This is a genomic window from Herbiconiux dendrobii (assembly GCF_052048175.1).
Lineage (GTDB): Bacteria > Actinomycetota > Actinomycetes > Actinomycetales > Microbacteriaceae > Herbiconiux.
Window position 1 is genome coordinate 202,702 of the sequence record NZ_JBLZQV010000004.1, and the last position, 12,327, is coordinate 215,028.

Annotated in this window: 12 protein-coding genes; 3 read left to right on the forward strand and 9 right to left on the reverse strand. The window is 70.6% G+C overall.

The window, feature by feature from the left end; all coding sequences use genetic code 11:
• Positions 1 to 29: 29 nt before the first annotated feature.
• Complete coding sequence (gene ftsR / locus ACN4JJ_RS13795; protein WP_440710828.1) at positions 30 to 677, reverse strand: transcriptional regulator FtsR; 648 nt, start codon at positions 675 to 677, stop codon at positions 30 to 32.
• Positions 678 to 802: 125 nt separating this feature from the next.
• Positions 803 to 1,285, reverse strand: coding sequence for an FHA domain-containing protein (locus tag ACN4JJ_RS13800; protein ID WP_440710463.1), 483 nt, complete (start codon positions 1,283 to 1,285; stop codon positions 803 to 805).
• A 100-nt stretch (positions 1,286 to 1,385) separates the two neighbouring features.
• Here ACN4JJ_RS13800 and ACN4JJ_RS13805 point away from each other — a divergent pair, with 100 nt between their 5' ends.
• Entirely contained in the window at positions 1,386 to 2,222 is an 837-nt protein-coding gene (locus ACN4JJ_RS13805) for a DUF1295 domain-containing protein (RefSeq protein WP_440710464.1), read from the forward strand.
• On the opposite strand, the gene ACN4JJ_RS13810 is transcribed toward ACN4JJ_RS13805, so the two are convergent.
• Both ACN4JJ_RS13810 and ACN4JJ_RS13815 read right to left on the reverse strand, forming a co-directional pair.
• Positions 2,223 to 3,053, reverse strand: coding sequence for an aldo/keto reductase (locus ACN4JJ_RS13810; RefSeq protein WP_440710465.1), 831 nt, complete (start codon positions 3,051 to 3,053; stop codon positions 2,223 to 2,225).
• Positions 3,054 to 3,062: 9 nt separating this feature from the next.
• On the reverse strand, positions 3,063 to 3,506 hold the full coding sequence (locus ACN4JJ_RS13815) for a pilus assembly protein CpaE (RefSeq protein WP_440710466.1): 444 nt from the start codon (positions 3,504 to 3,506) through the stop codon (positions 3,063 to 3,065).
• Positions 3,507 to 3,726: 220 nt separating this feature from the next.
• On the opposite strand from ACN4JJ_RS13815, the gene ACN4JJ_RS13820 reads away from it, so the two are divergent.
• Positions 3,727 to 5,073, forward strand: coding sequence for a flavin monoamine oxidase family protein (locus tag ACN4JJ_RS13820; RefSeq protein ID WP_440710467.1), 1,347 nt, complete (start codon positions 3,727 to 3,729; stop codon positions 5,071 to 5,073).
• On the opposite strand, the gene ACN4JJ_RS13825 is transcribed toward ACN4JJ_RS13820, so the two are convergent.
• A complete protein-coding gene (locus ACN4JJ_RS13825; protein WP_440710468.1) occupies positions 4,997 to 5,698 on the reverse strand; it encodes a Pr6Pr family membrane protein in 702 nt (233 codons plus the stop codon). The two genes, ACN4JJ_RS13820 and ACN4JJ_RS13825, sit on opposite strands and share 77 nt — an antisense overlap.
• Before the next feature lie 95 nt (positions 5,699 to 5,793).
• On the opposite strand from ACN4JJ_RS13825, the gene ACN4JJ_RS13830 reads away from it, so the two are divergent.
• Entirely contained in the window at positions 5,794 to 6,768 is a 975-nt protein-coding gene (locus ACN4JJ_RS13830) for an alpha/beta fold hydrolase (RefSeq protein ID WP_440710469.1), read from the forward strand.
• A 39-nt stretch (positions 6,769 to 6,807) separates the two neighbouring features.
• Here the strand turns inward: ACN4JJ_RS13830 and ACN4JJ_RS13835 are convergent, their stop codons facing one another.
• The 4 genes from ACN4JJ_RS13835 to ACN4JJ_RS13850 all read right to left on the reverse strand — a co-directional run bounded on the left by ACN4JJ_RS13835 (position 6,808) and on the right by ACN4JJ_RS13850 (position 12,326).
• Entirely contained in the window at positions 6,808 to 9,849 is a 3,042-nt protein-coding gene (locus tag ACN4JJ_RS13835; protein ID WP_440710470.1) for a helix-turn-helix transcriptional regulator, read from the reverse strand.
• Positions 9,846 to 10,034: a hypothetical protein gene (locus ACN4JJ_RS13840; protein WP_440710471.1), complete on the reverse strand. Its 189-nt coding sequence runs from the start codon at positions 10,032 to 10,034 to the stop codon at positions 9,846 to 9,848. Before ACN4JJ_RS13840 ends, ACN4JJ_RS13835 begins: the two co-directional genes overlap by 4 nt.
• A 184-nt stretch (positions 10,035 to 10,218) precedes the next feature.
• Positions 10,219 to 10,845 carry a PadR family transcriptional regulator gene (locus ACN4JJ_RS13845; RefSeq protein ID WP_440710472.1) on the reverse strand — a complete coding sequence of 209 codons (627 nt, stop codon included), beginning with the start codon at positions 10,843 to 10,845 and terminating at the stop codon, positions 10,219 to 10,221.
• A 107-nt stretch (positions 10,846 to 10,952) separates the two neighbouring features.
• Positions 10,953 to 12,326: an NtaA/DmoA family FMN-dependent monooxygenase gene (locus tag ACN4JJ_RS13850; RefSeq protein ID WP_440710473.1), complete on the reverse strand. Its 1,374-nt coding sequence runs from the start codon at positions 12,324 to 12,326 to the stop codon at positions 10,953 to 10,955.
• Between the last annotated feature and the right edge of the window lies 1 nt (position 12,327).

Genomic DNA, 12,327 nt, shown 5'->3' on the forward strand with positions numbered 1-12,327 from the left:
ACCGGATCGTTATCGAGTCGGCCGAGGCGTCACGGCGCGATCCGCCCCAGAGCCGAGCGGATGAGGCTGGACCGCACGATCTCGAGCTGCCCGGCGATCTCCACCGCCATCTCGGCCACTTTGGCGCGGCTGGAGGGATCCCGGCGGCGCGCCACCGGCATCAGAGCGCTCTCGATCAGGCCGAGTTCGCGCTCGGTGGCCTGCCGGAAGCCGCGCAGGTGCCGCGGCTCGATGCCGCTGCGCTGCAGTTCGACCAGCGCCTTCAGCACCACCAGCGCGTCTTCGCCGTACGTCTCGGCCGGCGTGAGCACCGACGCGGAGAAGGCATCCTGCACGAGCATCGGCGTGGCGCCGGCGGCCTTCGTGAGCTCGTCGCGGCTCATCCGACGGCCGGACTGCAGGATGGAGGCGCCACCGGCGAGGCCGGCACCCGGCATCGGCGGGTTCAGCCCGGCATCCAGATCGGCCAGGTAGTCCTTGATCACGGCCAGCGGCAGGTAGCAGTCGCGCTGCAGGCTCAGGATGAGGCGCAACCGGCTCAGGTCGTTCTGCGAGAACTTGCGGTAGCCCGACTGGGTGCGGGAGGGATGCACCAGACCGCGCTCCTCGAGGAACCGCAGCTTCGAGGGCGTGAGTTCGGGGAACTCGGCGGTGAGCTTGGAGAGCACCTGCCCGATGCCGAGGAGCTGAGCGGATCCGGCGGCGGAGTCGGCGGCCGAGGCCGGTGCTGCGGAGCGGACCGGCTCGTCGGAGGCAGCGTTGGATCGAGACCCCGAACGGCGAGGTTCTGCGGCGGGCGGCACTACTGCCCTGCGGAGGTCACCACGTCGATGCGTGATGGGTAGAACGTGAGGCGGAACTTTCCGATCTGCACCTCGGCGCCGTCGTCCAGCAGAGCCTCGTCGACCCGCACGCCTTCGACGTAGGTGCCGTTCAGCGAGCCGAGGTCTTTCACACCGAAGGTGTGGCCGTGGCGGGTGAACTCCGCGTGGCGGCGCGAGACGGTGACGTCGTCGAGGAAGATGTCGGCGTTCGGATGACGCCCGACCGTGCTGACGGTCGTGTCGAGCAGGAACCGGGCGCCCGAGCTGGGCCCGCGCCGAACGATCAGCAGAGCCGAGCCCGAGGGCAGCGCGCCGATGGCCTCGAGCTCTTCGGTGGAGACGCCACCCTCGAGTGCCGCGAGCTGAGCGGCGAACTCTCCGGTGAGCGAGAGCGTGGTGTCGGCCGAGTTCGCGGGGACGGGGATGCTCGTCGTGTGATCGGTGTTCGAATCGTTCGTCATCCAGCTGCCCTCCTTGCTGTGACCAGCGTAGCCGATGAGAGGCCTTCTCCGACCCGCGAGTTCCCCGCATGATCGCCGTACGGTCACCTACACTTCTGCCATGGCTCCCTTGTTCGCGGCTCTGTGGGTTCTCGGGGCGGTCTGCCTGCTGGTGTGGGTGCTCTCACTGGTCACCCGCGAGTACTCCTGGGTCGACCGGATCTGGTCGGTCATCCCCCTCGTGTACGTGTGGATCTTCGCCGCATCCGCGGGCTTCAGCGACCTGCGGCTGAACCTGATGGCGACCGTCGTGACGCTGTGGGGCGCTCGCCTCACCTTCAACTTCTCGCGCAAGGGCGGCTACGCCCGGGGTGGCGAAGACTACCGGTGGGCGATTCTCCGAAAGCGGATGCCGCCGGCCGCGTACCAGCTCTTCAACCTGTTCTTCATCACGATCTACCAGAACATCATCCTGTTCCTGATCGCGATGCCGGCGTTCATGGCGTACGAGCACCGCGCGACGCCGTTCGGCTGGCTCGACATCGCCCTGCTGGTGCTCTTCCTGGCCTTCCTGGTGGGCGAGACGGTCGCCGACCAGCAGCAGTGGGACTTCCATCAGTGGAAGAAGGCCGAGACCGCCGCCGGCCGCGAGGCCCGGCCGCGCTTCCTGCAGACCGGGCTGTTCCGCTTCTCCCGGCACCCGAACTTCTTCTTCGAGCAGGCCCAGTGGTGGGTGTTCTTCCTGATCGGCTCCGTGGCCGCAGGCAGCGTGCTGCAGTGGACCGCCGCCGGCGCCGTCCTGCTCACCCTGCTGTTCATCGGCTCCACCGTGTTCACCGAGAGCATCTCGGCCTCCCGGTACCCGGAATACGCGGATTACAAGAACAGAACGTCCGCGCTCGTCCCCTGGTTTCCCAGGAAGACGAACGCGGACGCTCCGGTTGCCGCGGCGAACTAGCTAGTTGACCTCGAGCGGGTTGCTGCCGTTGCGGCCCTGCTCGCCCTGGTCGAGCGTGGCGATGGTCGCGATCTCCGAGTCGGTGAGCGAGAAGTCGAGGATGTCGAAGTTCTCGGCCATCCGCTCCTTGTTGTTGCTCTTCGGGATGACGATGTTGCCCACGTCGAGGTGCCAGCGCAGGATCGTCTGCGGCACGGACTTGCCGTGCGCCGAGGCGATCGCGGCGAGCTCTTCGGACTCGTTGATCTTGCCCTGGCCGAGGGGGCCCCAGGCCTCGATGGCGATGCCCTTCTCCGCGGCGTAGGCGCGCAGTTCGGCCTGCTGGAAGTCGACGTGCAGTTCGACCTGGTTGACGGCCGGGACGATGCCGGTCTCGCTGATCAGGCGGTCGAGGTGGTCGACCGTGAAGTTGGAGACGCCGATGGCCTTCGCCTTGCCCGACTCGAGGATGCCCTCCAGGGCACGCCAGGCCTCGATGTAGGTGTCGCGCTCGGGAGTGGGCCAGTGGATGAGGTACAGGTCGACGTAGTCCTGACGCAGGCGGGCGAGGCTCTTCTGGAAGGCCTCGGGCGCGTTCGTCTGGTCGTCGTTCCAGAGCTTGGTGGTGATGAAGAGCTCGTCGCGCGCGATGCCCGACTCGTGCACGGCGTGGCCGACGCCCTCTTCGTTGTGGTAGATCTTCGCGGTGTCGAGGTGACGGTAGCCGACATCGAGCGCATCGCGCACGATGCGGTTCGTCTTGTCGGGGTCGACCTTGAAGACCCCGAAGCCGAGCTGGGGGATCTCCACACCGTTGTTCAGGGTGACGAGGGGAACTGCGTTTTCAGTCATTCCCCAACCCTATTCCGCGGGGCCGACATCCGGGCCGTCCGTGTCGCTCACGAGCGTCTGCACGATGAGATCGAGCACCGCCTCGCCGTAGGCGTCCTCCGCGGTCTCGGCCTCGTAGGCGCGCTCGACGCCGCGCACCACCGCGGTCACCACGAACAGGCCGTCCACCGCCTCCAGCCGCCGGAAACCGTCGCGCAGCAGCTCGCGCAACTGCGCCTCGTGCGGCAGCCAGAGCGTGTCGGCGAGGGCCACCGAGTCGAGGGCCCACTCCGTGGTCCCGTTGAAGCCGATCTGCCGGCCCGTGGGGAACTCGTGCACCTCGACCGTCATCTCGCTCACGGTGAACACCTCGTCCGCCCCCTCGGCGGTCTCGATCCGGAACGCGTCTCCGGAGCGCGGATGCCAGCGCAGTCCGGCGGTGCGAAGGGCGCGAGCGAGCTCTGGGGTGATCATCTGCCCATCATTCCAGCGTCGGCACCGTACCGCCGGGGCGGAATGCCGGATCGTTGGCTAACGTGGAGGTACCGGGGATCCCCCGTCACCACGGGAGACGGCCCCACTCACCACGAGAAACGGCACCGCAGAATTGGCACTTGAGCGACGGACCTTCCTGGCAGGCGCGGTCTCCGCGGTCTCGCTGGCCGCGCTGGCCGCGTGTACGCCGATGAAACCCGTGCCCACCCCCACCGCCACGCCGACGCCGGTGCCGCTCTCCCCCGTGCCGCAGCCGGCCGCCTTCCTGCGGAGCTCCTGGGCCACCGATCCGTTCTCGCTGGGTTCGTTCAGCATGACGCCGGTGGGAGCCAGTCCCGCCGACCGCGCGACACTGCGCGAGACCGTCGCCGACCGGGTGTTCCTGGCCGGTGAAGCCCTCTCGAGCGAATACCCGGGCACGGTGATCGGCGCGGCCGCCTCGGGTGACGCCGCCGCCGAACGGGTGACCGCCCTGGCCGAGCCCGGAGAGCGGATCGCGGTGGTGGGCGCCGGTCTGGCCGGCGCCACCGCCGCCCGCGCCCTGGCCGACGCCGGATTCGACGTGGTCGTGATCGAGGCCCGCGATCGGGTCGGCGGCCGCATCGACACCCGGGACGAGGCCGGCTGGCCGTTCCCGGTGGAGCTCGGCGCCGCATCCGTCTCGGGTGACGGGCTCGACGGCCTGCTGCTCGCGAACGAGGTCGACACGCTGACGCTCGACGCGAGCCGGGAGATCCGCACGGCCGAGGGCGCGACGGTGCCGCCCTCCAGCACGGGTCCGGATGCGGTCGCCGCCGCCGTGGCCTGGGCCAAGGCGCAGCCCGCCGATTCCTCGCTCGCCTCGGCCCTGTCGGCATCCGGGGCTTCGGAGCTCTCGACCGAGCCCGCCGCCGACGGCGTCTCGCCCTCCGACCAGCTCACGCACTACCTCGACACCACCATCGCCAGCCGGTACGGCTCAACCGCCTTCCGGCTCTCGGGCAGCTACGGCCTCGACAAGGCGGGCCTGGTGGACGGCACCGGCCTGATCGTGGGCGGGCTCTCGACGGTGGTCGCGAACGCGGTCAGCGATCTGGACGTGCTGCTCTCGGCCACGGTCATCCGCATCGCGTACGACGACGACGGGGTGAGCCTGCGGCTCGGCACCGGGGAATCGCTGTCGATCGACCGGGTGGTGGTGACCGCACCGATCGGCGTGCTGCAGGCGGGGACGATCGAGTTCGATCCCCCGCTGCCCGATGCCGCGCAGGCGGCGATCGAGGCGCTCGGGATGGGCACGCTCGAGCAGCTCTGGCTGCGGTTCGACGAACCGTTCTGGTCGACCGAGGCGACCGTGCTCTCGGTGATCGACGAGACCTCCGAGGTCGCGGAGTGGATCAACCTGCTGCCCTCGACCGGTCAGCCGATCCTGATCGGGCTGACGGCGGCGGACGACGTTCCGGTGACCGGAACGCAGAGCGACGCCGACTTCATCCGGGCGGCGCTGGTGAGTCTGGAACCGTTCGTCGACGACTCGCTCCGGCCCACCGCGACGCCGGCGGCCTGAGCCGGCTGAGCCCCACCAGGCCGGCGGTGATGCCCGCGAACAGGCCGAGCGCGATGCCGCAGTACATCAGGAACTCCAGTGGCCCGCTGACCTGATCCGGGTCGAGGAAGAAGTACGGGTACCAGCGCACGATCGACCCGCGGATGAGCGTGAACACGCCCCAGACCACGGGGAAGATCAGCACCAGGGGAACCAGCCGCCAGAGCAGACGGCGCCGGCCGACGCCGATCAACCAGTCCAGCAGCATGTACGACGGGATCCAGAAGTGCAGCACCTGGCTCGACCAGGGCACGTCGATGCGGTAGTTGTGGCTGCCGGCCTGCGACACGATCAGGCCGAACACGATCCCCGACACCATCACGTAGGTGGTGGAGCCGGCCCGGATGCTGCTGAGGAAGCGCCCCACGACGTGACCGCGCAGGAGCAGCACCCCGGAGACGCCGAGCACGATCACGTTCAGCAGGTTCGACTGGAAGGTGAAGTAACTGAAGTAGTTCACCGTCGAGAAGGTGCTGAAGCCGAGCACGTAGTCGAAGTCGAAGATCAGCGCCACGGCTCCGAGCACCGCGACGGCGAGGCGCACGAGCGCGGCTGCACGTCGCACACGGGCTCCGGACGCTGTCATCCATTCGAGGGTAGTCGGTCCGGCCGGTGCCGGACGTCACGCGGGCGCGCGTGCATCCCACCCATCCATCCGACCGCCCGCTCCGAACACTGCGCATGACCGATTCCTGGGCACGGCAGCGGTCCGCCTACTCGCCGTTCCCGCTCGACGGGAGTCCGGAGCGCTTCGGCCTGGTGGCCCGCACGCTCGCCACCGCACTGGGCGAGGTGACCGTGTACACCGAGCAGCGCACCATGGGCGGCCGCACCGCCGTCGTGCTGCTGCACGGCGCCGCAGGATCGTGGACGACGTGGACGCCGTTGCTGCGCGCCGCAGCCGACAGCGCGGGCGGGGCCTTGCGCGATCCGGTGCTGATCGACCTCCCCGGCTGGGGCGCGTCACCCCTGCCCGACGACCGATCGCTCCGCACCGTCGACGGGTACGCGCGGATGATCGCCGCGGTGCTGCGGGAGCTCGGTTACCACGAGTGGATCGTGCTGGGCCACTCGCTCGGTGGTTTCATCGGCCTGCACCTCGCGGCGGTCGAGACCGAGGCGACGAAGGCGGTCGCCCTCGTCTCCCCCACCACCTTCGCGGTGGCCGAGGCGTCGCGCGACCCGGAACTCGGGCGGCGCACGGTGCCCTCGTTCGTGGGACTGCTCACGGTGATGCGGGCCTTCGCGCCGCTCGGGCGCACGGCGTCGGCGCTGCTGCGCGCGGCCGGAACCCTCGGGCTGCTGCGGCGGATCGTGTCGCCGCTGTTCGCCGAGCCGTCGCGGATCGATGCGAGCGTCGTTCAGGCGCTGGCCCGGGAAGTACGGCCGAAGGCCTTCCTTCTGGCGGCGCGCGAGGCCGCGCGCTACGACGCCGTGCGCTGGCGGCGCATCCGGGTGCCGGTGCGAGTCGTGCACGGTATGCGGGACGCCTTCGTGACGGCCTCGGACGACCACGGGCTGTCGAACACCGTGCACGACCTGCGTGTGACCGTGCTTCCGGAGGCCGGGCACTTCGGTCACGTCGAGTCGCCGTTCGCCGTGCTCGACGCGGTCGGCGAGGTGCTGCCCCGGCAGCGCGGGGCCTCCCGCTACTGACCGACCCGCCCGCATTCCGGGGCGGGCTCGGGGCTCGTCTCAGCGATCCCCGGCGAACGACCGAGCGAGGAAGGCCGCCTCGGTGCGGGAGGCCGTCTTCGTCTTGCGCAGGATGTTCGACACGTGCACGCTCGCCGTCTTGGAGCTGATGAACAGCCGTTCGGCGATCTGCCGGTTGCTGAGCCCCTGCGAGAGCAGATCGAGCACCTGCCGTTCGCGCTCGGTGAGGTCGTCTTCGACGGTGCGCAGCACCGGGGCGGTCGCCGCGACGGCGGTCGCATCCGTCGCCCCCGATGATCGCTCACCCGCAGACGCCCTGGCGTTCGCCCGCACCAGGCCGAGCCGACGTTCCAGATCGATGACGGCGTTCAGGATGAGGCCGTGGCCGATGGCCTCGGCCCTCTCGCGGGCGGCTTCGGCCGCCGCCTGCGCCGCCCCGCGATCGCCGCCGACGGCCAGCGCCTCGGCCCAGCGCAAGCGGGTGTACGGCTCCAGGCGAGCAGGAGCACCCGGTGCCGCCGCAGCGGTCGTCGCCGCCTCCCACGCCGACGGATCGGCACCGGGCACGTCGCGGGCCGCCGCCCAGGTGGGAGGGGTGCCCGCCCCGCCCGCGTCGCTCCCGACGGCGCCGGCGGCACCCGCACGCGCGAGCTCGGCCTCGAAGACCGCCACGAACGCGGGTGCGGTGGGCCAGAACGCGACCTCGGCCAGCAAGTCGCGGAGCCGCGCTTCGAGCACCTCGGGCGGCGCGCCGAGTTCGAGGCCCGCCGCCTCGGCGCGGGCGAGCACGTGCGCCGCCGACGCGAGCAGGGGGAGGTCGTAGGCCGCGAAACCCCGGTGACCGGGATCGATGACGGCCGCCACCTCCGCCCAGGCACCGGCCAGATCGTCTCGGGCCAGGGCGATCTCCACAGCGACCAGCGCCAGGGTGGCCCGCGACTGCGCGTCGATCCGCGTCTGCAGCAGCAGCCCGGGCCGCCAGGCTCGCAACAGCTTCTGGGCGGCGGCGGTGTCGCCGCTCCACAGGGTGGTCTGCAACTTCATCATCTGCAGGTGGGCGCTGAAGCCGATCGGCGGCTCGAGCTCGAGCGCCCGGTCGAGGAGTTCCTCGGCCCGGGCGGTGCGACCGAGGGCGAGCAGCGGCGCGATCACGTTGGCCAGCAGCATCACCCCCGATGTGCGCTCCACACCGCGCCGGCGGGCGAACTCGACGCCCTCGTCGGCGATCACGACGGCCTCCTCGAACCGGCCCAGGAGGTGCAGCGCGTCCGATTGATTGACCAGGTAGCGCAACTGGGCCGAGTCGTTCCCCTCGGCCAGCCCTCCGGCCAGCGCCAGGTCGGCGAGGCCCGCGTCGATCTCGCCGACGGAGAGCCGGGAGAACCCGCGGATGTTCGCCGCCACCGACCTCCGGGCCGTCGACCCCACGTCTTCCGCCTCGCCGAACGCGGCGTCCGCCGTGGCGATCGCCTCGGTGAAGCAGGCGTCGAGCATCAACCGGGCGGCGAGTTCGCCGAGCACGTTCGCGCGGAGCACGCTGCGCGGCTGGCCCTCGAGCACGGCCAGAGCGCTGCGCAGCAGCTCCACCGAGCCGGTCTGGCCGAGGTTGGCCAGGAACGACGCCTTGTCCCGCAGCATCCGCGCGTACAGCGCCGGATGCTCGGCCGGCGTCGTCGAGGCCAGCGCCTCGTCGATCAGGGCCACGGCCCGATCGCTCTCCCCCGCGTTCCGGAGGATGTACGCGGTCTCCGACAGCAGCTCGCGGCGACCGAGGCCCGCCAGCGCCTCGGCGTCGGGCACCTGATCCCAGAGCTCGAGGGCACGCTCGCCCATCCGCGCAGCCGTCGCGCTCGCGAACGAGGCGCGCGCCTGCGCCATGGCCACCAGGGACGCCGAGAAGGCGGCCCGCAGGTTGTGGGCCGCCATCCAGTGGTACGACACGGCGGTGGCGTCGCCGTGCTCGTCCAGGGCGCGCGCGAAGGCGGTGTGGAAGCGGATCCGCTCCCCCGGCAGCAGTTCGTCGTGCACCGCCTCGCGCACGAGCGCATGCCGGAAGGTGTAGCCGGTGTCGTCGGCGACCAGCAGGCGCGCCAGAACCGCCTCCCGCACCGCGGCCTCGAGGGCCTCGACGGGGGTGTCGGCCACCGCCACCAGCAGTTCGTGCTCCACGCGCACTCCACCGGCCGCCATCAGCCGCAGCACCTTCTGGGCCGGATCGCCCAGCATCTCGTACCGGGCGAGCAGGATCTCACGGAGCGTGTCGGGCACGCTCTCGACCGACACGACGTCGCAGCCGATGATCTCCTCGACGAAGAACGGCACGCCGTCGGTGCGCTGCAGCACGATCTCGAAGTCGCCCGGTTCGAGCGGCCCGTCGCGCAGGGCGGAGATCAGGCGGCGCACCTGGCGTCGGTTCAGCCGCGCGAGCTCACGGCGCACCACCCGGCGGTTGCGATCGAGCTCCGGAATCCACGAGCGAAGCGGATGCCCGCGCCCCAGCTCGTCGCTGCGATAGGTGAGCACGAACAGCACCCGCGCCTGCTCCATCACCCGCAGCACGAATCGCACCAGGCTGAGGGTGGCCTGATCGGCCCAGTGCAGGTCTTCGATCACGACGACCACGGGCCGATCCACGGCTGCGGCCTCCAGCGCCGTGGCCACGGCGTCGTAGAGCCGATCCGCACCGCCCAGCGCTCCGGCTGCGGTGGGCCCGACGCCGCCGGTGCCGGCATCCGGCCCGTCTCCGCGCAGTTCGGGCAGCAGCACGGCGAGCGAGTCGCGCGCCGGCCCGGCCGAGAGCGCGAGCGCCTCGAGGCCCACGTCGGAGGCGAGCGCGCGCAGCAGCGCCACCACCGGGGCGTAGGGCGGGGCGTCGCGCTCGAGGTCGATGCACTGGCCCCGCAGCACGAGCGTGCCCTCGGGCAGGCCCTCGAGGAACTCGGCCACCAGCCGGGTCTTGCCGATGCCGGCCTCGCCGCTCAGCACCACCGCCCGCGTCGCGCCCGAGCGCGCCTGCCGCAGGGCGTCGCCGAGCGACTCGAGATCGCTTTCGCGACCGATCATCGAGGCGGTGGAGGTCATGCCCCCATCGTGCCATCGGCCGCCGACAGTCGCCGGATGAGCCGGATCACCCGCCTGGACGTGTGCTCCGCGGGAACCTGCTGGTCGATCCGCTCGGCGATCACCCGGCGCTGCTCGAGCTCACGGCTGAACCGCTCCTGCTCGGCCTGGTACAGCCACGGGAACGAATACTCGGTGACCTGCATGACGTCCTCCCTCTCTCGGAGTCTCTCGATGGTTCGAGAGTGCGCTCTAAGGAGGAGGGAGGACATCGGGCGAATGCCCTAGCTCACGACCGGATGCCGTGAGCCGGGCTCAGTCGGCCGGGTGTCGGTCGGCCGGGTGTCGGTCGGCCGGGTGTCGGTCGGCCGGGTGTCGGTCGGCCAGGCGTCAGTCGGCCAGGATGAGGTACAGCGCGCGCCGCGCCTCGTCGAGCTTCTCGGTGGCCTGAGCGCGCTGCTCGTCGGTCGCCGCGAAGCGGAACTGCTTGAGCACGCCCATCAGCTTGCCGAGGCTCGCCTGGAACTCGGTGTCGGCCGCCGAGGTGCCGGCCGTGGCCTGCCAGGCCCGGTCGAGTTCCTCGGCGTGCTCGGCCACGTAGGCCTTGCCGCCGTCGGTGAGCTCGAACTCGGTGCGCTTGCCGTCGCCGGTGGCGACGATGAGTTCTTCGTCGACGAGCTGCTGGAGGGTGGGGTAGACCGAGCCGGGGCTCGGGCGCCAGACTCCCCCGGTCTTCTCGGCGATGGCCTTGATCAGGCCGTAGCCGTTCGAGGGTGCCTCGGCGAGGAGGGAGAGGATGGCCGAGCGCACGTCGCCGCGGCTGGCCCGCTGCGGCCCGCGCGGACCGAATCCGGGGCCGAAGCCTCCGAAACCGGGCCCGCCGGGACCGAAGCCGGGACCGAACCCGCGCTGGCCGTGGCCGCGCGGGCCCCGCGGGGCGAACTCGTGAGGGGCACGGCCGGAACGGCGACCCCAGGACGGTGAATCGTTGTGGTGTGTGTCATGAATGCTGTTCATGTCGCAGACCGCCTTTCAAGAAATGAGGTTTGTGTACCGCGATTGTTCGCGATGTGTTAAAGATATATCGCCCATTCGTGAAAGTCAAGTCACCGATATATCTTTTATTATCGGCGACCTACTCGGAAGTCATACCCGCGGTGGGTCTCAGGCAGGTGCGGGCCGCCGTCGGGGAACATCCGCTCGCGCAGCGTCTCACCCTCGTACTCCGATCGGGCCAGGCCGCGCTCGCGCAGGACGGGCAGGATGAGGTCGATCAGGTCGTCGTAGGTGTCCGGGGTCATGTGCGGCTGGATGAGGAATCCGTCGACCCCGGTCGCCTCGACGAACTCCTGGATCTGATCGACCACCTCCTCCGGCGATCCCACGAACACGCTGCCGTTGATGCCCGTGCGCCGGAAGTTCTCCAGCACCTCGCGCACCAGCGGTGCGGGCTTGCCGTCCTTGCCGAGGTAGCGCTCGAGGTTCGACTGCCCCATCTCGGTGGTGGTCTGCGCGATCGGCCGATCCGGATCCAGCGCCAGCAGGTCGACACCGGTGTTGCCCGCATAGATGGCCGCCGCACCCTCCGGGGTCGACATCGCGAGCATCTCCTCGTGCTTCGCCCAGGCCTCGGCGCTGGTCGGCGCCGTGATGAACAGCGCGCCGACGAGGATCTTGATCGCGTCGGCGGGCCGGCCGGCCGCGACGGCGCTCTCCCGGATGCCGGCCACGTTCGCCGCCACCGTCGCCGGTTCTCCCCCACCCACGAACACGGCTTCGGCGTTGCGCCCCGCGAAAGCCCGGCCGCGCCCCGAGGCACCGGCCTGCACCAGCAGCGGCGTGCGCTGCGGCGACGGCGGCAGGTTCAGGATGCCGTCGGTTCGGAAGTACGGCCCGTCGTGGTGCACGAGGTGCACCTTCTCCGGATCCGCGTAGGTCGCGTTCTCCTTGTCGAGCACGAGCGCGTCGTCCTCCCACGATCCTTCCCACAGCGTGAGGCTCACGTCGACGTAGTCCTCCGCCATGTCGTAGCGCAGGTCGTGAGCGATCAGCTCCTTGCCCATCAGGGCCGCCGCCGTGGCCCCCGAGGAGCCGGTGACGATGTTCCAGCCGATCCGGCCGTCGGTGAAGTGGTCGAGGGTGGCGAACCGGCGGGCGTTCGCCGCGGGCGGCTCGACCGTCGTCGAGGTGGTGAGGATGAAGCCGAGCCTCTCGGTCGCCGCCGCGAGTGCCGAGATCAGGGGCATCGGATCGCCGTGCGGGATCCCGCGCCCCTCGCGCACCGAGGCCTCGATCAGCTCGCCCTCGAGGGCCGGGAAGCCGTAACTGTCGGCGAGGAAGAGGAAGTCGAGCCGGGCGTCCTCGAACTTCTTCGCCAGCGCGGTCCAGTGCGAGAGCTTGGTGAAGTTCGCCGACTCGTCCCGCGGATGCTGCCACGCCGAGCCGACCGTGCCGTTGGGGCCGATGTACTGGAAGATGCCGAGAAGAAGAGGAGTCATG